The organism is Gordonia sp. IITR100 (assembly GCF_002009645.1).
GTDB lineage: Bacteria > Actinomycetota > Actinomycetes > Mycobacteriales > Mycobacteriaceae > Gordonia > Gordonia hongkongensis.
The window spans coordinates 329,279-353,231 of record NZ_MVKV01000002.1; the positions used below are offsets into that span (position 1 = coordinate 329,279).

The 23,953-nt window shown below is 66.9% G+C and carries 17 protein-coding genes, 1 tRNA gene and 2 pseudogenes; 13 read left to right on the forward strand and 7 right to left on the reverse strand.

Annotated elements, in window-relative coordinates:
- Positions 1-63: 63 nt before the first annotated feature.
- The 4 genes and pseudogenes from B1818_RS05335 to B1818_RS05350 form a co-directional block, all read right to left on the reverse strand.
- Positions 64-930 carry a Bax inhibitor-1/YccA family protein gene (locus B1818_RS05335; protein ID WP_055474978.1) on the reverse strand — a complete coding sequence of 289 codons (867 nt, stop codon included), beginning with the start codon at positions 928-930 and terminating at the stop codon, positions 64-66.
- A gap of 144 nt (positions 931-1,074) precedes the next feature.
- The gene (locus tag B1818_RS05340; RefSeq protein ID WP_078112092.1) at positions 1,075-1,761 is read right to left on the reverse strand and encodes a TetR/AcrR family transcriptional regulator; all 687 of its coding nucleotides are present in this window, start codon (positions 1,759-1,761) and stop codon (positions 1,075-1,077) included.
- A 54-nt stretch (positions 1,762-1,815) separates the two neighbouring features.
- Positions 1,816-4,086: an MMPL family transporter gene (locus tag B1818_RS05345; protein ID WP_078112093.1), complete on the reverse strand. Its 2,271-nt coding sequence runs from the start codon at positions 4,084-4,086 to the stop codon at positions 1,816-1,818.
- A 53-nt stretch (positions 4,087-4,139) separates the two neighbouring features.
- Positions 4,140-5,378, reverse strand: a pseudogene (locus B1818_RS05350) (oxygenase MpaB family protein).
- A 192-nt stretch (positions 5,379-5,570) separates the two neighbouring features.
- Here B1818_RS05350 and B1818_RS05355 point away from each other — a divergent pair.
- The 4 genes from B1818_RS05355 to B1818_RS05365 all read left to right on the forward strand — a co-directional run bounded on the left by B1818_RS05355 (position 5,571) and on the right by B1818_RS05365 (position 8,726).
- A tRNA-Leu gene (locus B1818_RS05355) sits at positions 5,571-5,644 on the forward strand.
- A 200-nt stretch (positions 5,645-5,844) separates the two neighbouring features.
- Positions 5,845-7,212, forward strand: a complete 1,368-nt coding sequence (locus B1818_RS05360) for a hypothetical protein (protein WP_078112094.1) — start codon at positions 5,845-5,847, stop codon at positions 7,210-7,212.
- A gap of 371 nt (positions 7,213-7,583) precedes the next feature.
- Complete coding sequence (locus B1818_RS23925) at positions 7,584-8,279, forward strand: hypothetical protein (protein WP_139362989.1); 696 nt, start codon at positions 7,584-7,586, stop codon at positions 8,277-8,279.
- A 228-nt stretch (positions 8,280-8,507) separates the two neighbouring features.
- A complete protein-coding gene (locus tag B1818_RS05365; RefSeq protein ID WP_004020299.1) occupies positions 8,508-8,726 on the forward strand; it encodes a hypothetical protein in 219 nt (72 codons plus the stop codon).
- On the opposite strand, the gene B1818_RS05370 is transcribed toward B1818_RS05365, so the two are convergent.
- On the reverse strand, positions 8,723-9,577 hold the full coding sequence (locus B1818_RS05370; protein ID WP_078112095.1) for an SDR family oxidoreductase: 855 nt from the start codon (positions 9,575-9,577) through the stop codon (positions 8,723-8,725). The genes B1818_RS05365 and B1818_RS05370 overlap by 4 nt on opposite strands.
- A gap of 177 nt (positions 9,578-9,754) precedes the next feature.
- Between B1818_RS05370 and B1818_RS05375 the strand changes: the two genes are divergently transcribed.
- From B1818_RS05375 to B1818_RS05400, 6 genes and pseudogenes are all read left to right on the forward strand, one after another.
- Positions 9,755-10,102 carry an L-rhamnose mutarotase gene (locus B1818_RS05375; RefSeq protein WP_078112096.1) on the forward strand — a complete coding sequence of 116 codons (348 nt, stop codon included), beginning with the start codon at positions 9,755-9,757 and terminating at the stop codon, positions 10,100-10,102.
- Between the two features lie 108 nt (positions 10,103-10,210).
- Positions 10,211-11,584: pseudogene (locus tag B1818_RS05380) on the forward strand (MFS transporter).
- A gap of 125 nt (positions 11,585-11,709) precedes the next feature.
- Positions 11,710-12,870, forward strand: a complete 1,161-nt coding sequence (gene rhaI, locus B1818_RS05385; RefSeq protein WP_078112097.1) for an L-rhamnose isomerase — start codon at positions 11,710-11,712, stop codon at positions 12,868-12,870.
- Between the two features lie 49 nt (positions 12,871-12,919).
- Positions 12,920-14,956 (forward strand): bifunctional rhamnulose-1-phosphate aldolase/short-chain dehydrogenase, encoded by a 2,037-nt coding sequence (locus B1818_RS05390; RefSeq protein WP_078112098.1) that lies wholly within the window; start codon positions 12,920-12,922, stop codon positions 14,954-14,956.
- Entirely contained in the window at positions 14,953-16,440 is a 1,488-nt protein-coding gene (locus B1818_RS05395) for a rhamnulokinase family protein (protein ID WP_078112099.1), read from the forward strand. Before B1818_RS05390 ends, B1818_RS05395 begins: the two co-directional genes overlap by 4 nt.
- A gap of 20 nt (positions 16,441-16,460) precedes the next feature.
- On the forward strand, positions 16,461-17,696 hold the full coding sequence (locus B1818_RS05400; protein WP_078112100.1) for an alpha-hydroxy acid oxidase: 1,236 nt from the start codon (positions 16,461-16,463) through the stop codon (positions 17,694-17,696).
- Positions 17,697-17,736: 40 nt separating this feature from the next.
- On the opposite strand, the gene B1818_RS05405 is transcribed toward B1818_RS05400, so the two are convergent.
- The gene (locus B1818_RS05405; RefSeq protein ID WP_078112101.1) at positions 17,737-19,194 is read right to left on the reverse strand and encodes an MFS transporter; all 1,458 of its coding nucleotides are present in this window, start codon (positions 19,192-19,194) and stop codon (positions 17,737-17,739) included.
- A 119-nt stretch (positions 19,195-19,313) separates the two neighbouring features.
- Here B1818_RS05405 and B1818_RS05410 point away from each other — a divergent pair, with 119 nt between their 5' ends.
- The 3 genes from B1818_RS05410 (at position 19,314) to B1818_RS05420 (ending at position 23,475) form a co-directional block, all read left to right on the forward strand.
- Positions 19,314-20,327 (forward strand): LacI family DNA-binding transcriptional regulator, encoded by a 1,014-nt coding sequence (locus B1818_RS05410; protein ID WP_078112102.1) that lies wholly within the window; start codon positions 19,314-19,316, stop codon positions 20,325-20,327.
- 105 nt (positions 20,328-20,432) lie between these two features.
- Positions 20,433-21,110 carry a TetR/AcrR family transcriptional regulator gene (locus tag B1818_RS05415; protein ID WP_078112103.1) on the forward strand — a complete coding sequence of 226 codons (678 nt, stop codon included), beginning with the start codon at positions 20,433-20,435 and terminating at the stop codon, positions 21,108-21,110.
- A gap of 1 nt (position 21,111) precedes the next feature.
- Positions 21,112-23,475: an MMPL family transporter gene (locus B1818_RS05420; RefSeq protein WP_078112104.1), complete on the forward strand. Its 2,364-nt coding sequence runs from the start codon at positions 21,112-21,114 to the stop codon at positions 23,473-23,475.
- Between the two features lie 6 nt (positions 23,476-23,481).
- Here B1818_RS05420 and B1818_RS05425 read toward each other — a convergent pair whose 3' ends face one another.
- The gene (locus tag B1818_RS05425) at positions 23,482-23,802 is read right to left on the reverse strand and encodes a putative quinol monooxygenase (protein WP_068971038.1); all 321 of its coding nucleotides are present in this window, start codon (positions 23,800-23,802) and stop codon (positions 23,482-23,484) included.
- Between the last annotated feature and the right edge of the window lie 151 nt (positions 23,803-23,953).

A 23,953-nucleotide genomic window follows, 5' to 3' on the forward strand; every position in this document is an offset into this window, starting at 1 on the left:
CCGACCCTGTCACGACAGTGGCCCCGCACCTCCCGAGGTGCGGGGCCACTGTCACATGACTGACTAGTCGGAGTTGAAGTAGGTCAGCAGACGCAGGATCTCGACGTACAGCCAGACCAGGGTGACGGTCAGGCCGAGCGCCACGCCCCAGGCGGCCCGGTCGGGTGCGCCGGCGCGGATCAGGCGATCGGCGGCGTCGAAGTCCAGCAGGAAGCTGAACGCGGCGAGTGCGATGCAGACCAGCGAGAAGATGATGGCGATCGGGCCACCGTCGCGCAGGACGCCGGCCTCACCGGTGAACAGACCGATGACCAGGTTGCCGAGCATCAGGACCAGGACGCCGATCATGCCGGCGAACAGCATGCGGGTGAAGCGCGGCGTCACGCGGATGGCGCCGACCTTGTACACGAACAGCATGCCGAAGAACACACCGAAGGTGCCGAGGACGGCCTGTCCGATCAGCGCACCGGCCGAGGTGTCGCCGGCGACCGCCCAGTTCGCGAACACGAACGAGATGGCGCCGACGAAGAGGCCCTCGAACGCGGCGTACGCCAGCACGATGGCCGGGTTGTCCTGCTTGCGCCCGAAGCTCGCCACGAGGACGAGCACGAGACCGGCGATGGCGCCGACCAGCATCAGCGGCGTGGCGAGAGCCGCCTGGGCGGCCTCGGTGGCGCGGCTGCTGATCGCGAAGTACGTGGCGGCGGCGGCCAGCGTCAGCACTCCGAGGGTGATCGCGGTCTTGGTGACGACGTCGTCGATCGTGAGCTGACGAGTGGCCGGCGGTGCCGGCTGGGTGTAGGGGTCAGTGGCCTGACCGAACTGGTTGGCCGCGGCGCCGGCGCCGGCCATGCCGGCCCCGAAACCCGCGTATCCGGATTGATTGTCGCGGACCACGCCGCGCATCACCGGATTGCTGCTTTCTCGCACGAAGCGCTCCTTCATCGGTACGGATGTCTGCCGTCTCAACGTCTGGCCGTTTCTGAGAGTTCCCTGACGAGAGCTCGCAACGACCGAGTCGACGTCGACTTTACCGACTCTTGACCCTTCTGTCGTCAGACACCCGCCACCGGGTCAGTTCACCCGGTCGCGCAGCGACCTCAACCGGCGGCCCACTGCGGTCTGATCGATACCGCCGTCGGTCGCGAGCGAGGCCCGGCCCAGGCACATGGCGGTGAGCATGGCTTCCGCACGCGCGAAGTCGTCGCCCCAGGCGAGACCCGGTTTGGCGAGCATCAGCGACGCGATCCCGTGGGCGGCGGCCCAGAACTCGAGAACAATGTCGGCGATCTCGGCGTGATCGAACACGCCTTCGTCGGCCAGCTCGGTGACGGTTCCGGCGAACCGGGAGTACGCACTGGCGGCGAGTACCTCGTCGACCTTCGACGGATGCCCTTCGGGAGTGGGTTTGCCGAACGCCACGCGATAGAGCACGGGCGTGGCGACGGCGAAGCGGACATAGGCCATCCCCTGGCCCAGCGCTCGTTCGAAGGCGTCGTCGACGCCTTCCGATGCGGCGGCCATCTCGTCGTCGAGACGCTCGAAGTAGCGGGCGCACACCGCGTCGAGCAGGGCTTCCTTGTCGGCGAAGTGCAGGTAGATCGACGGCGGTGTGACACCGACCCGGTTGGCGACCGCGCGGATCGACATCGCGGTGTCGTCACCGTTCTCCACCAGCAGCTCGCCGGCCGCCTCGATGATCTCCTCCGCGAGGTTCTCTCCGGACCCGCGCGGTGATCTCGCTCGTCTACGTGTCGTCACTGCACTCCTGCACCTGTCCCGCCGCCGTCCGTCCGTCGTATGACGTATTCGGTGTCAGACCCTCGTCGGCGCGGTGTCCGGCGCCGCTTTCTCGGGACGCCCGACCTCCGGGACCTCCTCGGACAACCCGATCCGATCGTGTAGCCGTCGCAGCGGACCCGGCGCCCACCAGTTCGCCCGCCCGGCCAGACGCATGAAGGCGGGAACGAGGAACATGCGGATGATCGTCGCGTCCATGAGGACCGCCAGGGTGAGACCGACCCCGAACATCCGCATGAACGAGACCTCCGACGCCGCGATGGCGGCGAAGACGATGCTCATCAGCAGGGCTGCCGCCGTGATGACCCGGCCGGTCCGGGCCAAGCCCAGGGCCACGGCATGGTCGCTGGCCGCGCGCGTCCGGTCTGATCGCAACCACTCCTCGCGAATCCGTCCCAACAGGAACACCTCGTAGTCCATCGACAGGCCGAATGCCACGCAGAACAGCAGCACCGGCATGGTCGCGCTGAGCGTGCCCGTGGCGGTGGTGCCGAGACCGCCGAGGTGCCCCTCCTGGAAGAACCAGACCATCGCGCCGAACGTCGCCGACAGCGACAGGATGTTGAGGACGAGCGCCTTCAGCGGCAGCACGACGCTCCCGGTGAACAGGAACAGCAGCACGAACGTAGCGATCGCGATCAGGCCGAGCACCCAAGGCAGATGCGCGTAGATCGACCCGACGGTGTCGTCGGTGGCGGCGGCGAGCCCGCTGAACAGGGTCTCCGTTCCCGCCGGCGGCGGGACCGCCCGCAGCTCGTCGAGCTGGGCGATCCCCGACTCGCTCATCGGGTCGCGGTCGGTCGACACCTGCAGGACGTGTACGTCGCCCCGGGTGTCGTCCGGGCTGCCGGGCGCGGCCGGCGCGCCCCGGACGAACGTCCCGGCCGACGACCCCGCGGAGTTGACATCTCCGACCGACGACAGGGCGCGGGTGTAGTCCGCCAGGGTCGCATCGTCCACCGGCCCCCGCACCACGACGGTGACCGCTGCGGACAGGTCGTCCTCGTAGTCGTCCCGGATCTCCTGCTGGATCGCGTGGGCGCTCGCCGACTCCGGCAACACCCGGTCGTCGGGGAACCCCAGCTTCATCGACAGGAACGGCGCACCGAGTACCAGTAGGAAGACCGTGACGACCGCGGCGACCGGCAAGGCGTGGCGCAGCACCCACTGGACCAGCCTGTACCACCAGGTGTCCTCCGGTTCGACGGGCCGCGCCGGCGGCAGCCGAAGCAGGCGTCGGAGTGGCTTCCGGGCGTCGAAGGCGTCGATGCGGTCGCCGAGGAGCATGAGCACGGCCGGCGTCAGGACGAGCGCCGACACCGCGGCCACGACCACGACGCCGAGACCCGCGAAGGCGAAGCTGCGCAGGAAGTACTGCGGGAACAGCACGAGCGCGCTGAGCGACAGAGCGACGGTCACTACGGAGAAGGCGACCGTCCGCCCGGCCGTGGCCAGGGTACGGACGATCGCGTCGGGCCGGCTCAGACCGTGGCCGACCTCTTCCCGGTAGCGCGTCAGGATCAGCAGCGTGTAGTCGATCGCGAGCGCGAGACCCAGTGCGGTGGTGAGGTTGAGCGCGAAGACCGAGACATCGGTGACCGATCCGATCGCGCGGAGCAGCGCGAAGGTGAGGATGATCGAGACGATGCCGATGCCGACCGGGACGGCCGCGGCGAGCAATCCGCCGAAGATGAAGATCAACACGATGAACGTGATCGGGATCGCGATGGCCTCGGCGACGAGGAGATCGGACGCGGTCTGGTCGTTGACCTGCGCGAAGACCATTCCTTGACCGCCGACCTGCACGGTGATCCCGTCGCGGTCACCGGCCAGCGCCTCGGCGATCTCCTCCGCGTGCCCCGGCGCCGAATCCTCACCACCGTCGAGCGAGGCGATGATCAGCGTCGACGTCCGGTCGCGACTGACGAGCGCGGAGTCGAGCGCCGGATTGGCCCACACCGACAGGATCTGGTCCTGCACGTACTGATTGCGATTCAGGTCGGCGACGATGTCCTCACCGACCGCCCGGGCCGTCGGGTCGCGGGAGATGTCGACTCCGTCGGGACCGTCCAGCTTGAGCACGACCTGGACCCCGCCGCGGTTGAACGTCTCGTCGAGCGTTCTCTCCGCCCGCGCCGACCCCGAGTTCGGATCGCTGTACCCTCCGGCCAGCAGGTGTTCGGCCGCGGTGGCGCCGTACGCGCCGCACACCACCAGCAGGATGAGCGCGCCCAGCAGCACTCGTTTGGGCATGGAAATGACCAGCCGTGTCAATCTGACCAGCATGCGGACCCCTGTCGCGTCGGTCGACTTTACGGCGTTAAGTTATCAGCAGTAATTTAGGCGGTCAAGGACGATTCCGGGACGTGCGGCATGCCGAGTCCGCGTCGGACCGTTCGCAGTTCGCGCTCGATCACCGTCGACTCCGACCCGAGCAGTCCGGTCGCCCGCGCGATCTCGCGCAGCCTGACGGCGGGCCGCGCGACGTCGACGAGATGGTGTAGCGGCGTCCGGCGCAGACCCATCCGCCGGGCGACCGGGCGCTCGACCCATCGGGTGCTGATGGCCGAGAACGACGACATCAGAAGGGGTCTGGTGATCGCATCCACCGCGGAGACCAGCAACCCCGGCACCGGAATCGGAGCGGCCCCGTGCACGACGCGCGGAAGGTCGTACCCTTCGCGAAGCAGCGCCTTGATCAGCACCTTCGACGAATCGTCGGGCTGCAGCTCGAATTCGCCTGCGATCCGGAATAATTCGCTTGACGACTCGTGGCTCGGCGGCAGCAGGTCGTCGTCGACCCCGATGACCCAGCCGATCCAGCGCCACAGATGTGTGATCGCCTCACGTTCCGCACTGCTGTAGTGGATCCCGAAATCCCGTGCGACTACGAGAGGCAGAGCCAGGAAGCCGCACGAGATGGTCATCACCGCATACGTCTGGTTGATGGGTGCGCCCCACTCCCCTTCGTCCCAGGCCCCGGCGTCGTCCGTCGGATCGCCGCCGTGCGGGTGCCGCAGGACGTCGCGGATGTAGGCGTGTAACAGCCGAATACGAAGCGTCGCAACCCAACCGGGACGACCCGGGAGCATGGATCCGGGCGTGGTCGCCTCGGCGACCCAGCGGGCCGTCGACTCGACCCGATCGCGTGTCCCCGACCCCAGCCGGCCGGTGGCCACCAACGGACGGACGAATCCCTGCGCCTTGAATCCGTAGATCAGCGACTAATACAGCGTCGACGACTGCAACGTCCCGAACCGCCACCACGCGCGGGCGCCGGCCTCCGCCCAGGCGGGGTCGAACCACGGAGGTGGGGCGCTCGCGACCTGCAACAGATGCGTCATCGAGGCGGGCATCTCGAGGTGATCGATGTCGGTCTCCGCCTCGGCGGAGGTGTGCTCCTCCAAGAGTGCGACCAGTGTGGAGAACGAGATTCCGCGTTCTCTGGCCTCGACGACCACCGCGTCGGCGAGCGGATCGCCCTGCGTCAGACCCGCCTCGAGGCGCTCGACGATGGCGGGATGTCGTTCTCGGACGGCCTCCCAATTGCGTGCCCCGGTCACCGCTGCCGCGTCCATGCCCCATGATGGCCCCGGCGACTGGGCCGGTCAAGGACGGCTGACTCCCAGACGTCGACTCGACTGCCAGAGCTCGATCGAAGTCTGGCGGTCGAGTCGAGGTCTGTCGGTGGCGACGCCGGACCACCAGACGGCCACCGCAGCGCCGGCTGACTATGCTCACCAGGGGCACCGTCGTCGAGCGGACCCTTCGCCCCCATAGCCCAATTGGCAGAGGCAGCCGACTTAAAATCGGCACAGTGTCGGTTCGAGTCCGACTGGGGGCACTGCATCGCCGCAGGTAGATTGACTATTGCCGTTCCCTCGCGTCATCCGAACGATGACAGTGCCACCCCCGCGCTACCCAAGCTGCCGCATCAGCGCGACACGCGGGATCAGATGTCAGACGCAATGAGTTGCGTACGTGCGATGCTTACTGGCTGTCCACGACGAGGCCGCGAAATTCGAGCATGACAGGAGTCGAAGTGTGCCACCGGAAGACGATGAAGCCAGGACCAGTTTGGAAGACTGGATACGAAAGTTAGACGGACCGATCGCCAAGTTAGACGAATTCGACGGCGACAGCCCATTTGACTTCTGCGAACACTTCATGGACGCGTGGCGGGATCTAATCTCCAGGGAAACCGCGCCACCGCCTCAGAGCGCGGCCATGGTCATTGTGCTGGAGACAATGCGGGCTCAAGCGGAGGTCTTGGCCTCCGCGGCAATGGACTACGCGAACACACCAGACGCCCGCGACCGAATGACGAGAAACGACGTCCAAAACTCAATGCGCACCGCACTACAAGAAGTCGCTCAGCGCGCTCGCAATTGGCTATCTACAAAGCTCCCGACAGAAGATGAGATTCGCGAAATAATCACCAATTCTCTGTCGGTGTTCAATAAGATACAGGAACAGGGAGAGCAACAGATAGAACAGGACGCCGACGACGACGCAGCTGCCGCCTCCGACCCGTACGGAGCAATGTTGGGATATTCCGATCCGGGTATCGATGCTGCTATCATCTTCAAAAAGCTCTGCTCATTCACTGCAGATGAAGACGCAGAGTATCGCACGGCACACGAGCGCCTCCGCCGCATGATTGACAGCGAACTCCTCCGGCACATTTCTGATGAAAATGAGAGATTCTGCGATCTGCTTATTGCAGTGATTTCCGATGTCACTAGTCGGCGAATTTCACTGTCCGATCAAGATGCTTTCGACGAGCGCCGAAGGCGAATCCGTTCAGCGCTCATATCTTTCACTAGCGCGCTCCACAGTCATAGAGATCAGTCCATCCGCGCAGTTCGCGAGCAGTTCGGCCGCAAGACCGTAGAGGAGAAACAAGCTCTCGATCTGTTTGATGATCTGCTCGTGTCATCGTTTGATTACCGATGGTTAATCAAAATGCGTGACGCCCTGCTTCATGGCGATATTAATGCTTTCAAGATTGAACTCAATGCTCGCCTAGAAGGCGAGAGCACCGCAAACGTGTTTATGGACCGTGATTACATGATCAAATTCAACAAGGCTGCACGAGAAAAATGGATCAAGATCACCGAACTCGAGGACATCGACTACGATCCTAGCGTCTTGGACATGATCAAGGCCGTCCAACCTCAGATTGCTGAACTACAAGACCAACTGGATGCGATTCTGTATCCCGATATCGCTGACGATGTCGCGACTGTGAAAGACCTTATCGACCGTTTCGAAGGAAAAGAGGGTCTTCGCGCGTTGCAGTCCGGTCTAGGGTTCACGCGGAAGGTTCCGGTTCCGCCCTACATTTTACTCGCGCCACGTGTCTTGACGTACGCGAGCAACTACGCCCATTTACCTTCACCGTCCGAATAGAGGAACGTTATCCGACGACTCGGGGGCCTCATACGGAATCAGCTGGGAGGGATCGGGCAAATCGTTCAGTGCGCCGCCGCCTTCCTCAGGAATCCAGTCGCCGTAGGCGTCGAGTGTGTGGGGTGAAGGTGCTGCGACCCATCCACCGGCTGACCACATGAAGTGCTCCCCGCCATAAGTTGCATCTCCGCGAACGTGTGGCGCAGGCTTAGCGATGCCGTTCGCCTTTCGCGGCCGCCCGCTACCGCAGGGAAAATCGTGCGGCGGACGACACCTACGCCTGGCCCGCAGTCGCCGAGTGTCGGCGCAACCCGAACTCGGACGCCAACATTTTGGCTCGGCAGAAACGCCGGGAGTGAGAGGATATGTGAATGGACCCGGTAGCAGGAGCGGCATTGGCAGGACAAGCGGCGCAGGCCTATCTGCGCCGATCCCGAGTCACGGTTAGCGTCGACGAGGACTATGACACCTTCGGTGACATGAGGGTCAAACGCTTCTTCTTCCCTGTAGGGACGCCGGACGAGTTGACCGAGTTGCGGGATCTAGGTTCTCGGACCAGCTACAGTAAGCCCTTTGATTGGGTCAAAGAGAACAGGGGAATCGGGCTGGGGCACACCGTGTTCGAGTTCGAAGTACAAGCTCTAAATGCGACCGTTGCCCTGACGGGCGGTAAACCCGTCTTGCGGCCCGGCTTCGGCAGTGTCGATGGCATAGCGATCCTCCCTCCGCCCGCGGGCGGGCCATTAGAGGGCAACTATCTCCTCGTGTCACTCGATGACGAAACACTTGTATGCCATCGCGGTGACGACCCAAGTGCCCCACGCGTGCCATTTCGCTTCGAAATACCACAAGGTTCGACCGAAGTCTTCCGAGTACACGCGTACACCACCAGTCGACCCACCATGTGGTTCCTGCGGCTGCGCTTCATCGTCAACGGCAAAACTGTGCGCTATGACCTGAGGCGCGACAATGGCGAGGATTTTGTCACCCTGCCCTTCGATTACTCAGGGATCAGGGATTCTTACACCTGGGAGCAAGGTCGTTGGGAGCTTGTTCCGAACCGATAGCCAGATCGCCCATCCCGACTCACTCCGCAGTGCGCAACGGCGACATCCCAATTGCGCGGGAGCACGTCAAGAACACCGCCAGACCTCTGCGCCTGATCCCGCTACCTGTGTCGTTGCAAACGCGTTGCGTCGAAAGCACGAGACGAAGTGTCACGAAAAGCCGGAACGCCACTGGGCTGTCTCGATCCGCGTGCATCCCCCGAGCCCACTGATGATGTACTCGGTGTCATGTCCACTCGGGTTGTCCTGCTCGCCGACTCCTCCGTCGCCCTGCTCACCCTCGGTATCTCGGTGTACTCGATCGCGGTCCTGGTGTGCCTCGGTATCGCGATCAACGCGGCCCGATTCGGACGCAGACGGGTCGCGATCACGATGGCCTGGGTTGTCGGTGTACTGACCGTGGCAGGTGTCATCATCGCCATCCTGAGCAGCACCGCCGGCGGTTAACCCTCCGGCCGCAACTCCGCGCGTTGCCGATCGATGAACTGCGCGGCAAGCCGATTCGTCAGACCGGGCGCCAATCGCTGGACGCGCCAGGTGATCCGGGATCGACGCGGGACGACCAGCAGTGGCTGATCCCGATCGATGGCGGCGAGCGTGTCCCGGGCGAGGCGGTCGGCGTCGTACGCGGTCGACGAACCCTGGCTCGCCAGATAATAAGAGCGACCGACGAATCCGCCGACCGACCCTTTGTCCAGGATCGGGGTCTCCACCGCCGAGGGGCACACCGCCAGCACGTTCACCCCGCGGCCCGCGGCCTCGGTACGTAGCGCGAGCGACAGCCCCACGACCGCATGTTTGGTCATCACGTAGCTCGTGATCAGCCCGGCGGCGACGAGCCCGGCCATCGACGCCGTGTTGACGATGTGTCCGGAACGCTGCTCGATCATCACCGGGTACGCGGCCGCGACCCCGTGCACGACGCCCCGGATGTTGACGTCGATGATCGCGTCCCATTGCTCCGGCGTCAGCATCTCGGTCGGACCACCCCAGGTGATCCCGGCGTTGTTGAACATCAGATCCAGGCGCCCCGACTCGGCGACGACCTCGTCGACCACCCGCCGCACAGCGGCGGCATCCGTCACATCCAGTTGCACCGCCCGTGCGGTGCCCGGCCCACCGGACAACGAGGCCGTCACCCGCTGCGCCGCGGGTAGGTCGATGTCCGCGCAGGTGACGCGGGCTCCCCGGGCCACCAGCGCGCGCGTGAGTGCGGCCCCGATACCGGACCCGCCCCCGGTCACGATCGCGATCCCGCCCTCGACATCTGTTCCGCGCGTCTTCCCGAATCCGAGCACGAGACGAGCATGACCGATCCCGTCCCGGCGGTGTGCGCTTTGTGCGAACCGGGTCTTGACATCCTCACAGGCCGCTCTTAATGTTGCTGCCATCACAAATTGAAACGTTTTAATTCGCCGGGTTGATCCTCTCTCGACGGTCTGCGTTTCCCATCACGTCGTCTGTCAGGAGCAGCCATGTCCGACCCCCAGCGCGTCTGCTTCGTGCTGCAACTCCGCCCGGAGCGCGTCGAGGACTACCTCGAGGCCCACACGGAGGTGTGGCCGGAGATGCTCGACGCCCTGCGCGAGACCGGGTGGCGCAACTACTCGTTGTTCCTCCGCAAGGACGACGGCATGGTCGTGGGTTACCTCGAGACCGACGACTTCGCGACGACCACCGCCGCCATGGAGGCGACGGACGTCAGTGCCCGGTGGCAGGCGCACATGTCCGAGTACTTCCTCCCGGCCGCCGGCGGAGGCGCCGGCGGCGCCAATCCCGACACCATCCGCACGGAACTCCTCGAGTACTTCCACCTCGACTGACCGACATCGAACACACGACGCGTACTGACGGGCACACCGACATCAGCGAACCCGGCTTGCCCCCTCCGATCCCGACCCTCTCTACTGATCTCCGACGCTAGGAATCCCATGAAAGTAGGAGCGCGCTCCACCACCGGCTGGCGGGCGATCATCTCGGTTGCCATGTCGAACTACATCGAAGCCGGCTCGATCATCGCGATCGCCACCAGCCTGACCTTCTGGCAGGACGAGTTCGGCATCAGCAACTTCGCCGTCGGCCTGCTGGCGGCACTGAGCGCCAACGCGTTCGGCACGGCGGTCGGCGCCGCCATCGGCGGACCGCTGTGCGACCGCTACGGCCGCAAGGCGATCTACACCTACGACCTGCTGGTCTATATGGCCGGCGTGTTGCTCGCCGCCTTCGCGCTCAACTTCACCATACTGCTGGCGGCGTTCATCATCACGGGCCTCGCGGTCGGCGCGGGCGTACCCGCGTCCTGGACCTACATCGCCGAAGAGGCGCCATCGGTCGAACGCGCCAAACACGTCGGAACCGCCCAGCTGGCCTGGTCGGTCGGACCCCTGATCGGCTTCGCACTGGCGGCCGCGCTCGCCCCGATGGGCCTGCTCGGTTCGCGGATCATCTTCCTGCACCTCTTCGTCGTCGCCGCGGTCGTCTGGTGGATTCGCCAAGGGCTCGCGGAGTCCAAGATCTGGTCCGACGAGGCAGTCAACGAGACCCGTGAGCTCACCGCTTCCGTCGGCGCCCGCGGAATCAAGGGCCTGTTCTCCTAGAAGGTCAACATCACCGCACTGCTCCTGCTCGGTGGCATCTACCTCTTCTGGAACACCGTGGCCGGACAGGCCGGCATCTTCATGCCGCGTGTCTACGAGACCGCGGGCGTCGAAAGCGCGGTCCAGCAGAACCTGCTGCAGGTGCTGGTCTGGGGATGCACCGTCCTCGCGACCTACTTCGGCTTCATGCGGTATGCCGATCGGGTCTCCCAGCGCGCCCTGTACGTCTTCGGCGCCGCATTGGGCATCGTCGCCTGGATCGTGCTGGTCGCCTTCACCGACAGCGGTGTCGCCACGATGCTCGTCTTCGCGGTCCTGTGGGGTATCTCCTCGGGCATCGGCGCGCAGGCGTTCTACAGCCTCTGGGCCAGCGAGATGTTCGCGACGCCCTATCGGGCCAGCGCCCAGGGCGTCATGTTCTTCGCCGTCCGCACCGCAACCGGTCTCCTGAGCTACTTCTTCCCCACCATGCTCGCGGCCACCGGACTCACCACGGTCGGCATCCTGCTGGTCGCACTGCTCACCATCGCGCTGATCATCGGCGCCATCGCGGCTCCGGACACCCAGGGCAAGACGCTGCAGCAGATCGAGGTCGAGCGCTACGGCGCCCCGCTGTCACCCGAGCTCATCGAGTCACCGGAATCCGCTGCGCACCCGACCCGGGGCACCAACCCGGCCGCGGAGTCGGGACACAGGGCCCCGGCCTGACACCACGGCCTGATCGCGCCGTGCGCGATTGAAACGTTCCACCAGCTCGCATGTTCCACCCAGACCTCCCCGCCGCCGGCTGACCCCGACGCCGGCGGCGGGGAATCCCAACCGAAAGAAATCTCATGGCCACCTTTGACGAGACGATCCTCGACAACCTCGAGATCGAGCTCCCCTCCTGGGCGTTCGGCAACTCCGGCACCCGGTTCAAGGTGTTCGGCACCCCGGGCACCCCCCGCACCATCCACGAGAAGATCGCCGACGCCGCGAAGGTCAACGAGCTGACCGGGCTGGCACCCACCGTCGCCCTGCACATCCCGTGGGACACCGTCGACGACTACACCGCCCTGGCCGCTTACGCGAAGGATCTCGGCGTCAGCCTGGGCACCGTCAACTCCAACACCTTCCAGGACGACGCCTACAAGTTCGGCAGCCTGACCCACACCGACAAGACGGTGCGGCAGATGGCCATCGACCACCACCTCGCCTGCATCGAGGTGATGAACGCGACCGGTTCGCGCGATCTGAAGATCTGGCTGGCCGACGGCACCAACTACCCCGGACAGGGCGACATCCGCGGACGCCAGGACCGGCTCGCCGAGTCGCTCGCGACCATCTACCAGCACATCGGCGACGACCAGCGACTCGTATTGGAGTACAAGTTCTTCGAGCCCGCCACCTACGTCACCGACGTCCCCGACTGGGGCACCTCCTACGCCCACGTGACCGCGCTCGGCGAGCGGGCGATGGTCTGCCTCGACACCGGCCATCACGCGCCGGGCACCAACATCGAGTTCATCGTCGCGCAGCTGCTGCGCCTCGGAAAGCTGGGTTCCTTCGACTTCAACTCGCGCTTCTACGCCGACGACGACCTCATCGTCGGTGCCGCGGATCCGTTCCAGCTCTTCCGGATCCTGTTCGAGGTGATCCGCGGCGGCGGGCTCGACGCCGGGTCGCCGGTCGCTCTCATGCTCGATCAATGCCACAACGTCGAGGAGAAGATCCCCGGCCAGCTCCGTTCGGTGCTGAACGTCGAGGAGATGACGGCCCGCGCGCTGCTCGTCGACACCGATGCGCTGACCGAGGCACAGGCCGCCGGAGACGTGTTGGGCGCGAACGCGATCGTGATGGACGCGTTCTACACCGACGTCCGTCCGATGCTCGCCGAGCGTCGTGTCCGTCGCGGCCTGCCCGCGGACCCGATGGCCGCATATGCCGACTCCGGATACCACGAGCGCATCGTCGCCGAGCGTGTCGGCGGTACCCAATCGTCCTGGGGCGCCTGAGCCCTCCCCCCGCCCCAGTTCCCCTGAACTCCCGAGGAGATCACCCGCAATGACCAATCCCGCAGTCGCCGCCCTCATCGCGCGGTCCAACCGACTCGGATCGGATCCGAAGAACACCAACTACGCCGGCGGCAACACCTCCGCCAAGGGCACCGACACCGACCCGGTCACCGGCGAGGACGTCGAACTGCTCTGGGTGAAGGGCTCCGGCGGCGATCTCGGCACCCTCACCGAGAAGGGCCTGGCCGTGCTCCGGCTCGATCGCATGCGTGCGCTCGTCGACGTCTATCCCGGCCTCGAGCGTGAGGACGAGATGGTGGCCGCGTTCGACTACTGCCTGCACGGAAAGGGCGGTGCGGCACCGTCGATCGACACCGCGATGCACGGTCTCGTCGACGCCGCGCACGTCGACCACCTGCACCCGGACTCCGGCATCGCCATCGCCACCGCGGCCGACGGCGAGGCGTTGACGCACAAGATCTTCGGCGACCGCGTCGTGTGGGTGCCGTGGCGTCGTCCGGGTTTCCAGCTCGGGCTGGACATCTCGGCGATCAAGAAGGACAACCCGCAGGCCATCGGTTGCATCCTCGGCGGCCACGGGATCACCGCCTGGGGCGACACCTCCGATGAGGCGCAGGCACATTCGCTGGAGATCATCCACACCGCCGAGGAGTACGTCGCCGCCAACGGCTCGCCGCAGCCCTTCGGCGCCCCGCTCGACGGGTTCGGCGCACTGCCCGCCGAGGAACGCCGGGCCAAGGCCGCGGCGCTCGCCCCGTTCATCCGCGGTCTCGCCTCGATGGACAAGCCGCAGGTCGGTCACTTCACCGACGTCGACCCGGTCCTCGAATTCCTGGCTGCAGAAGAGCATCCGCGCCTGGCCGCACTCGGCACGAGTTGCCCGGACCACTTCCTGCGCACCAAGGTCAAGCCGCTCGTCCTCGACCTCCCGGCCGACGCGAGCGTCGAGGAGTGCAAGGAGCGCCTGACGGCACTGCACGAGGCCTACCGCGAGGACTACCGCGCGTACTACGACCGGCACGCCACCGCGGACAGCCCCGCGATGCGCGGCGCCGACCCGGCGATCGTGCTGGTCCCGGGCGTCGGCATGTTCAGCTTCGGCAAGGACAAGCAGACAGCACGTGTCGCCGGCGAGTTCTACCTGAACGCCATCAATGTGATGCGCGGCGCCGAGGCGATCTCGACCTACGCACCGATCGACGAGTCGGAGAAGTTCCGGATCGAGTACTGGTTGCTGGAGGAGGCGAAGCTCGCCCGCACGCCGAAGCCCAAGCCGCTCGCCACCCGCATCGCCCTGGTCACCGGGGCGGCCTCCGGCATCGGCAAGGCCATCGCGACGCGTCTGGCCGCCGAAGGTGCGTGCGTGGTGATCGCCGACCTCGACGCCGAGAAGGCACGGGCGGCCGCCGAGGAGATCGGTTCCACCGATGTCGCCATCGGGGTGGCCGCCGACGTCACCGACGAAGCGGCCGTCCAGTCCGCGATCGACGCGACGGTGCTCGCCTTCGGCGGCATCGACCTCGTCGTGAACAACGCCGGCCTCTCGCTGTCGAAGTCGTTGCTGGACACCACCGCCGCCGACTGGGACCTCCAGCACAACGTGATGGCCCGTGGTTCGTTCCTGGTGAGCAAGGCCGCCGCACGCGCTCTCATCGATCAGAAGCTCGGCGGCGACATCCTGTACATCTCGTCGAAGAACTCGGTCTTCGCCGGGCCGAACAACATCGCCTACTCGGCGACGAAGGCCGACCAGGCCCATCAGGTCCGTCTCCTGGCCGCCGAGCTCGGCGAGCACGGGGTCAAGGTCAACGGCATCAATCCCGATGGCGTGGTGCGTGGTTCGGGGATCTTCGCCGGCGGCTGGGGCGCCAAGCGCGCCGCCGTCTACGGCGTCGAGGAGAAGGATCTCGGCAAGTTCTACGCGCAGCGCACCCTGCTCAAGCGCGAGGTGCTGCCGGAGAACATCGCCAACGCCGCCTTCGCACTCTGCACGTCCGACTTCTCGCTCACCACCGGCCTGCACGTGCCGGTGGACGCGGGCGTCGCCGCCGCGTTCCTGCGATGAGCCGATCCACCCGGTCCGCCCAGGTCGCCGCGATCGACCTGGGCGCGACCAGCGGCCGGGTCATGCTGGCCGACGTCTCGCGCGGACGACTCGAGCTCGAACAGGTCGCCAGGTTCACCAACGACCCGGTCCACATCTGGAACGGGCGCAGGTCCGCGCTGCACTGGGATGTCCCGGCACTGTTCCGCGCCGCGTCGGCCGGCCTCGCCGAGGCGGGCAGGCAGTCCGACGATCTGGTCGGGATCGGGGTGGACTCCTGGGCGGTGGACTACGCGCTCCTGCGGGAGGGCCGCATGCTCGGGTTGCCGCACCACTACCGGGACACCCGGAGCGCCGTCGGGGTCGACGCCGTGCACGCCGAACTCGGTCCCGCGGACCTGTACGTGCGCAACGGTTTACAGTTCCTGCCGTTCACCACCGTGTACCAGTTGGCCGCCGAGAAGGCCGACGGGTTGCTCGATCAGGCCGACACCGCCCTGCTGATCCCCGATCTCATCACGTACTGGCTCACGGGCCGACGCGGCACCGAACGCACCAACGCCTCGACCACCGGATTGCTCGGCATCAACGGGCGGTGGGACACCGCGATGATGGAGCGTCTCGGATTGCCCGTCGGCTTGTTCCCCGACCTCGTGGAGACCGGCACCGACCAGGGCCCGTTGCTCGGCGACGTCGCCGAGCGCCTCGGACTGTCGACGTCGACCCGCGTCACCGCGGTCGCGTCCCACGACACCGCGTCGGCGGTCGCCGCCATCCCGATGGACCCGTCGCGGTCGGCGTACATCTCGTGCGGGACATGGGGTCTGGTCGGCGTCGAACTCGAGCAGCCGGTCGTCTCCCGCGACGGGTGGAAGGCCAACTTCACCAACGAGGTCGGGGCCGACGGCCGTATCCGCTGCCTACACAACGTGATGGGCCTGTGGCTGCTCAGCGAGACGGTCCGCCAGTACCAGCGCGAAGGGTATCGCGCCGAACTCGGTGAACTGCTCGCGCAGGCCGCCGAGGCGCCGGCGACGGTCGAGATCTTCGACACCGACGACGCCCGGTTCCTCCCACCGGGAGACATGCCCGGACGCATTCGCGACTGGTACGACGAGCGCGGCATGCGTCCGCCGATGACGCGCGCCGAGATGGTGCGCGCGATCGTCGAGAGCCTCGCGGCGGCCTTCGCCGACGGGGTGGCGCGAGCGGCTGACCTGTCCGGCACGACGGTGGAGACCGTCCATCTCGTCGGCGGCGGCTCGCAGAACCGGCTGCTGTGCCAACTCACCGCCGACCGGCTGGGTCTGCCGGTGCAGGCCGGTCCGGTGGAGGCGACCGCGCTGGGCAACGTGCTGATCACCGCCCGCGCCCACGGTCTGATCGATGGCGACCTCGAGGCGATGAGGTCTATCGTCGCCGACAGGTTCCCGCCGCAACACTACGCACCCCGACACTCCCGCGGCACGCGCTCCCGCACCGCGGTGGGGACAGGAAAGGCATGACCATGCAAGGCAGTTCTCCCATGAAGCGTCGAGTTCCCAAGCCGCGCGACCTCGCGCCGCTGATGCAGTTCAAGAAGCCCCAGTTCGACGCGAAGAAGCGCCGTCTCGACGCCGCACTGACCATCGAGGACCTGCGGGCGATCGCCAAGCGCCGCACCCCGAAGGCGGCCTTCGACTACACCGACGGTTCGGCCGAGGCCGAGCTGTCGATCGAACGGGCCCGACAGGCGTTCGCCGACATCGAGTTCCACCCGGCCATCCTGCGTGACGTGTCCAAGGTCGACACCTCGTGCACGATCCTCGGCGGGCGTTCGGAACTGCCGTTCGGCATCGCGCCCACCGGGTTCACCCGGATGATGCAGACCGAGGGCGAATACGCTGGTGCACGCGCCGCCGGCCGGGCCGGCATCCCCTTCTCACTGTCGACGATGGGCACCGCGTCGATCGAGGACGTCCGGGATGCGAATCCGCATGGCCGCAACTGGTTCCAGCTGTACATGTGGAAGGACCGGGAGCGCTCGATGGCCCTGGTCGACCGCGCGGCGAAGGCCGGGTACGACACCCTGCTGGTGACCGTCGACGTGCCGGTCGCCGGGGCTCGTCTGCGCGACAAGCGCAACGGCATGTCGATCCCGCCGGCGCTGACCGCCAAGACCGTGCTCAACGCCATCCCCCGCCCGCAGTGGTGGATCGACTTCCTCACCACCGAGCCCCTGGCGTTCGCCTCGCTCGATCGGTGGTCCGGAACGGTGGCCGAACTGCTGGACACGATGTTCGACCCCACCGTCACCTTCGACGATCTGGCGTGGATCAAATCGCAGTGGCCGGGCAAGCTGGTGGTCAAGGGCATTCAGACCGTCGACGATGCCAAGGCCGTCACTGCGCTCGGCGCCGACGGCATCGTGTTGTCGAATCACGGTGGGCGCCAACTCGACCGCGCACCGATCCCGTTCCACCTCCTGCCCGAGGTGGCCCGCGAGGTCGGCGCGGACACCGATGTCATGATCGACACCGGCATCATGAGCGGCGCCGACATCGTGGCGTCGGTCGCCCTCGGCGCGCGGTTCACGCTCGTCGTCCGGGCCTACCTGTACGGCCTGATGGCGGGCGGGGAGGCCGGCGTGGACCGGATGATCGAGATCCTCGGCGAGCAGATCGCCCGCACGATGCGCCTGCTCGGCGTCGCCTCGCTGGACGAGCTGACACCCGCGCACGTGACCCAGCTCGAGCGGCTGGTGCCTCGGGCGCGTTCCTGAGGCTTGGCTGCCGAGGTCGCGTGGGCATCCGGCCGGCCGCCTACGCGACCTCCGCGTCCTCGCGACGGTGGGCGAAGTGATCGACGAGGCCCACCACCAGCGCGATCAGCACCAGGACCGCGGCGGTCGCCAGTCCGATCTGGAACGCCCGCGCCCAGTCCCCTCCGGTGTTCGCGACCTGGGCGAAGAACACCGCACCGACGAGCGCGATCCCCGCGGCGGCCCCGATGCGCTGACCGGTCTGCAGGACGCCGCCGGCGATGCCCGCCTTGGTGACCGGGACCTGGTCGAGGCTGAGCGTGAGGTTGGGCGAGATCACGAGACCGGAACCGATACCCGCCACCAGCAGCGGCAGCGCGGCGGCGTACCCGACTCCGGGACCGGACACGAACGCGACGGCGACGATCGTCGCGATCATCCCCACGACCGCCAGGCCCAGACCCAGCAACACCAGCGAGCGCCCGACCCGATTGACGATGTTGCCGCCGACACTGGCCGACACCGCCGAGCCGAGCGCGAACGGGGTCACCGCCAGACCGGCCTGCAGTGCCGAATAGCCCAGGCCCTGCTGGACGAACAGCGTGTAGATGAAGAACACCGTGGTGAACCCGGCGAAGTACACCATCGCGATGATGCATCCGAGCGTGTACGACCGCATGGAGAACAACGACAGGTCGACGAGTTGCTGGCGGCCGATGCGGCCCTGCCGGCGTTCCCACAGCACGAACGCGCCGATCAGCACGGCCGCGACGACGAGCAGCAGCCATTTCCGCCCCCCGGGCCATTCCTGTTCCTGGACCATCGGCAGCATCAGCGCGAACACCCCGGTACCCAGCAGCACGACGCCGACGGGATCGAAGCTCCCCCGCAGCGGTTGTTTGAGTTCCTCGGGCCGAGCCGGGATCAACCGGATCGCGGCGACGAAGGCCGCGATGCCGATCGGCACGTTCACGAAAAAGATCCAGCGCCACCCGTCGGCGGACCCGCCCAGCTGGATGAGGACCCCACCGAGCAGCGGCCCGACCGCGGTCGAGATACCGATGGTCGCGGCGAACATGCCGAAGGCCCGGCCACGCTCGGCCCCGCGGAACAGCAGCTGGATGAGCCCGGAGACCTGCGGCGCGAGAATGCCGCCCGCGACGCCCTGGATCAGGCGGAAGACGACGAGTTGCGTCGGACCCTGGGCGAACCCACATGCCGCCGACGCCAGCACGAACAGGGACAGCCCGATGAGGAAGGTCACCTTGCGGCCGCGTGCGTCCCCGACCCGGCCGGCCGGGACCAGGACGAGTCCGAAGGCGAGGGCGTAGCCGGACACGACCCACGACAGGTCGGCCGAGTCCGCGCCGAGTCCGGATTCGATGGACGGGAGCGCGACGTTGACGATCGAGACGTCGAGAAGGGTCATGAAACCGACCACCAGGCACACCGCGAGCGCCTTCCAGCGTCGCGGATCGGGTTCGTAGTCCGCGGAGAACGGGCTGGCCGGAGTCGACATGAAGCGCCTTTCCTACAGGGGGTACCGCGGGTGTTCGTAGTCAATCAGCTCGCGAGATGGGCGACCCTCCCGAGTCCGCGAAACGCGGGTACCGGCATCGCATCTGGTGAGATGGACACATGGGTGTGAGCATGCGGGACGTCGCGGCGGCGGCCTCGGTGTCGGTGGGCACGGTCTCGAACGTGCTCAACTCGCCCGGAAAGGTCTCGCCCGCGACCGTCGCGCGGGTCCAGGCGGCGATCGACCAGCTGGGTTTCGTGCGCAACGACGCCGCGCGCCAACTCCGTGCGGGCCGATCGCGTTGCGTCGGCATGGTGGTGCTCGACGTGGGCAACCCCTTCTTCACCGACATCGCCCGCGCCGCCGAACAACGGGCAGGCGACCACGACCTCACGGTGCTGCTCGGGACCTCCGACGACGACGAATCGCGCGAACAGGCCTATCTCGACACCTTCGACGAGCAGCGGGTGTTCGGTCTGCTCGTCTCGCCGATCGGCGACGATCTGCGGCGGTTCGACTCGCTGCGCCGTCGCGGCACCCCGGTGATCCTCGTCGACCGGGACGCCGGCGGCTCGCCCTTCGATTCCGTCGCGGTCGACGACATCGCGGGCGGGCGGCTGGCGGTGTCGCATCTGTGCGAGACCGGTCGTCGCCGGATCGTCTTCGTGGGCGGACCGCCCGGCCTGCGGCAGGTCGCGGACCGCCGGCGGGGCGCGCAGGAGGCGGTCGACGCCGTCGACGGCGCCACGCTCGACGTCGTGCAGACGGCGAACCTGAGTGTGCTCGCCGGACGTGAGGCGGGAAAGGCCCTGCTGACCAGGGCCCCCCGCGACCGACCGGATGCGGTGTTCTGCGCCAACGATCTCCTCGCGATCGGGGTCCTGCAGGCGTTGACGATGCTCGGCGGCGACGTCCGCGTTCCCGACGACATCGCGCTCATCGGTTACGACGACATCGATTTCGCCCGCTCGGCCGTCGTCCCGTTGTCGTCGATCCGTCAGCCGACCTCCCGCATCGGAGTCACCGCCGTCGACCTGCTGATGAGCGCGGCCGACGATCCCGCCGAACGCCACGTCCCGTCGAACCTGGTGTTCCAGCCCGAGCTGGTCGCCCGCGCGTCGACACTGGGCTGATGGTGTGACGCACGCCATCGACGGGTAGACGGTGTGAGGACTCTCCTAAATCTTGTGTAGTCCTGCAAGTTTGCAGGCTTCTGCAAGTTCCGTACCGTGGGTGAAGTGAACTCCCCCAGACTCCGCGAGGCGAAGAAGGCAGCGACCCGCTCGGCGCTCGCCCGCGCCGTGCTGCGGTTGTCCACCCGCGACGGCATCGATCACGTGACGATCGACGCCGTCGCGGCCGAGGCGAACGTCTCGGTCCGCACGTTCCACAACTACTTCAGCGGCAAAGAGGATGCGCTGCTGCACTTCGTGTCGTCGCTGTTCGACACGATCGTGGAACGGATCGAGGCCCGGCCGACGGACGAGAGCTTCTTCTGCTCGGTCCGGACCGCTCTCATCGAGGCCGCCACCTCGCCCAACGTCGGTGAACCCGCGGAGATCGTCGCGCTCCTTCGCCTTCTCGACACGGATCCGGGGCTGACGGCCAGGTCCCGCGACATGGAGCTGGGCGACACCGTCGAAACGCGTCTCGCCGAACTGTGCGCGCAGCGCGGACAGCCGGCACACACCCTGTATCCGCGCCTCGTCCTGCACAACGCGATCACCACCATCCGCGTCGCCCTCGAATTCTGGGTGACCCATCACGACGACACCCCGGGCACCGCTGCCGACCTGGCCACCGTGCTGGAGTCCGCCTTCGACCAGCTGGCCTCCGGACTGGCACATCCCATCCGACCCCTGAACGCCGACGGACCCGAGAACGGTCTCGCCGAACCATCCCCCGAGGAGCACTGACGTGGCAACACACCTGTACCGACTAGGGCGATGGGCGTACGAGAACCGCCTCAAGACCATCGCGATCTGGGTTCTGGTCCTGATCGGGCTGGGCATCGGCGCGAGCCTGCTGGCCAAACCGACCTCGGAGTCGTTCTCGGTCCCGGGCATCCCGTCGGAGCGCGCCCAGGACCTGATGATCGAACGCTTCCCCGGGGAAGCGACGTTCGGTTCCGACATCGGTGTCACGTATGTCGTCCGCGCACCGGAGGGTTCGACGCTGACCGAGCCCCGGTTCCAGAGCGCCATCGACTCGATGGTGGCCGGCCTCAAGACCGTCGAGAACGTGAAAAGCCCCGATTCGATCGCCAACCCGTTCGTCTCGTACGGCACCGAGCAATCCCCCGGTCAGCTTCGTGAGCTCTCGGCGACCTTCCAGCGGGAGACCTTCGGCAAGAGTGCGGACGAGGCCGCCGCCGACGCGCAGGCCACTTCGCCGATCAACGCGACGGGCACCGTTGCGCAACTCGGCGCCTCCTTCGACGTCGAGGCATCCTCGGACGTCACCGAGACCATGCGCGAACAGATGGACGCCATCGCCGACGACGCCCGGGCTGCCGGCCTCACCGTCGAGATGAAGGGTTCGGCCACACAGCAATTCGAGCTCGGGATCACCTCTGAGCTGATCGGCATCGGGGTCGGTGCGCTGATCCTCATCCTGACCTTCGCCTCCCTGGTCGCGTGGGGCATGCCGATCATCACCGCGATCGTCGGCGTCGCGATCGGCATGCTCGGCGTGCAGATGGGCACCCACTTCTTCGACCTCAGCAACGAGACACCGATTCTCGCGACGATGATCGGCCTCGCGGTCGGCATCGACTACGCGCTGTTCATCGTGTCCCGCTACCGCCACGAGATCCATCGGTCGGCGAACCGCGCCGACGCGGCGGGCCGGGCGGTCGGCACCGCGGGTTCGGCGGTCGTCTTCGCCGGCAGCACCGTCGTCATCGCTCTGGCCGCACTGGCCATCGTGAACATCCCGTTCCTCACCGCGATGGGTATCGCCGCCGCGGGCACCGTGGTGGCTGCCGTGCTGGTCGCGCTCACCCTCCTGCCGGCCATCCTCGGCCTGTTCGGCGGCAAGGCGTTCGCCGGACGCGTGCCGCGCCTCAACGCTCCCGATGTCGGACCGCACGATGCGGAGCGGTTGCACAACGGCCAGCGCTGGGTCCAGCGCATCGTGGCCCGGCCGCGCACCGTGACGGTCGCGATCGTCGGCATCCTCGTCGTCCTCGCGATCCCGATGGCCGGGCTCAAGCTCGCGCTACCCAACGACGGGACCGCCGAGCCGTCGGAGACGCAGCGCCGGGCCTACGACATGGTCGCCGAGGGTTACGGCCCCGGCGTGAACGGACCGCTGGTCGTCGTCGCGGACGGTCGCGAGATCCAGGACACCGGGGAGCGCCTGCGCGCCTTCGACTCACTCGTCGACGACCTGGGTCGCGTCGACAACGTCGAGGTGGCGCAGATCGGTGCCGGCGGGCTCAACGAGGCCCAGGACACCGCGAAGATCACCATCATCCCGTCGACCGCGCCGGCCGACGAGGCGACGCCCGCACTCGTGGAATCGCTCCGCGAGATGGAGTCCCGGGTGCAGGGCACGACGGGCATCTCCTACGGGGTGACCGGACAGACCGCGATCGAACTCGACATCTCCGACCGCCTGTCCAGTTCGCTGATCCCCTACCTCCTGGTCGTGGTGGGTCTCGCCTTCATCCTGCTGATCATCGTGTTCCGCTCGATCCTCGTGCCGCTGACCGCCGCGCTCGGCTTCCTGCTCAGCGTCGCCGCGACCTTCGGTGTGACCGTCGCCCTCTTCACCGACGGCGCCCTGGGGATCGTCGACAACCCGCAACCGCTGGTGTCGTTCCTGCCGATCATGTTGGTGGGCATCGTGTTCGGACTCGCCATGGACTATCAGGTGTTCCTGGTGACCCGGATGCGGGAAGCGTACGTGCACGGCGCCGACGCGAAGACCGCGGTGGTGGAGGGATATCGCCACAGCGCCCGCGTCGTGGCGGCGGCCGCGGCCATCATGATCTCGGTCTTCGCCGCATTCATGCTGCAGGACATGGCCTTCATCATGGTGATGGGCTTCGCCCTGGCCGCCGCGGTGTTCCTGGACGCCTTCGTCGTCCGGATGACCCTGATGCCGGCGGTGCTCACCGTCCTCGGCGACAAGGCGTGGTGGATCCCGCGCTGGCTCGACCGCATCCTGCCCGACGTGGACATCGAGGGCGAGAAGCTCGGCATCGGCGACGACGCGGCGCGACCGGCGGACCCGGCGGGGGCCGACACGGACTCCGAGGTCCGCGCCGGCCGCTGAGAGAGCTCAGTCGACCCGGAACTCCCCGAGTTCGGACCAGGTGTCGCCCTCGATCGTCGTGTTGATGACGTCGGGTGTGCGCTGGAGGTACTTGGGGAGTTCCTGCTGGGCCTGCTTGAAGTGCGGGGCGGTGACATGTGCCTCCGCGGCATCGTCGTCGAACGCCTCGACCAGGACGTAGGTGTTGGGGTCCTCGAGCGATCGCGACCAGTCGAACCACTTGTTACCCGGTTCGGCGCGGGTCGCCTCCGTGAACTCGCGCGACAACTCGGGCCACTCGTCGGCGAATTCGGGCTTGATGGGGAACTTCACGACGATGAGGATCATGATTCAACCCTAGTCGTTCGCGGCCGGGCCGAGCGTCGCAGAATGCGACTGGGACGGCTGTTCCAGAACCGGTCACAAAGTGTCGCCCCCGGAACGCCGGGATTCGCGAGACCCCGGTCGCGGCAGCGCCTACAGTGTGAAACAGACAACA

What these genes read in the sequence shown, in the direction of transcription:
- B1818_RS05345 (WP_078112093.1), bottom strand. Translation starts at nt 4,086, where the DNA reads ATGCTGGTCAGATTGACACGGCTGGTCATTTCCATGCCCAAACGAGTG.
- B1818_RS23925 (WP_139362989.1), top strand. Translation starts at nt 7,584, where the DNA reads ATGGACCCGGTAGCAGGAGCGGCATTGGCAGGACAAGCGGCGCAGGCC.
- B1818_RS05365 (WP_004020299.1), top strand. Translation starts at nt 8,508, where the DNA reads ATGTCCACTCGGGTTGTCCTGCTCGCCGACTCCTCCGTCGCCCTGCTC.
- B1818_RS05375 (WP_078112096.1), top strand. Translation starts at nt 9,755, where the DNA reads ATGTCCGACCCCCAGCGCGTCTGCTTCGTGCTGCAACTCCGCCCGGAG.
- rhaI (WP_078112097.1), top strand. Translation starts at nt 11,710, where the DNA reads ATGGCCACCTTTGACGAGACGATCCTCGACAACCTCGAGATCGAGCTC.
- B1818_RS05390 (WP_078112098.1), top strand. Translation starts at nt 12,920, where the DNA reads ATGACCAATCCCGCAGTCGCCGCCCTCATCGCGCGGTCCAACCGACTC.
- B1818_RS05395 (WP_078112099.1), top strand. Translation starts at nt 14,953, where the DNA reads ATGAGCCGATCCACCCGGTCCGCCCAGGTCGCCGCGATCGACCTGGGC.
- B1818_RS05400 (WP_078112100.1), top strand. Translation starts at nt 16,461, where the DNA reads ATGAAGCGTCGAGTTCCCAAGCCGCGCGACCTCGCGCCGCTGATGCAG.
- B1818_RS05405 (WP_078112101.1), bottom strand. Translation starts at nt 19,194, where the DNA reads ATGTCGACTCCGGCCAGCCCGTTCTCCGCGGACTACGAACCCGATCCG.
- B1818_RS05410 (WP_078112102.1), top strand. Translation starts at nt 19,314, where the DNA reads ATGGGTGTGAGCATGCGGGACGTCGCGGCGGCGGCCTCGGTGTCGGTG.
- B1818_RS05425 (WP_068971038.1), bottom strand. Translation starts at nt 23,802, where the DNA reads ATGATCCTCATCGTCGTGAAGTTCCCCATCAAGCCCGAATTCGCCGAC.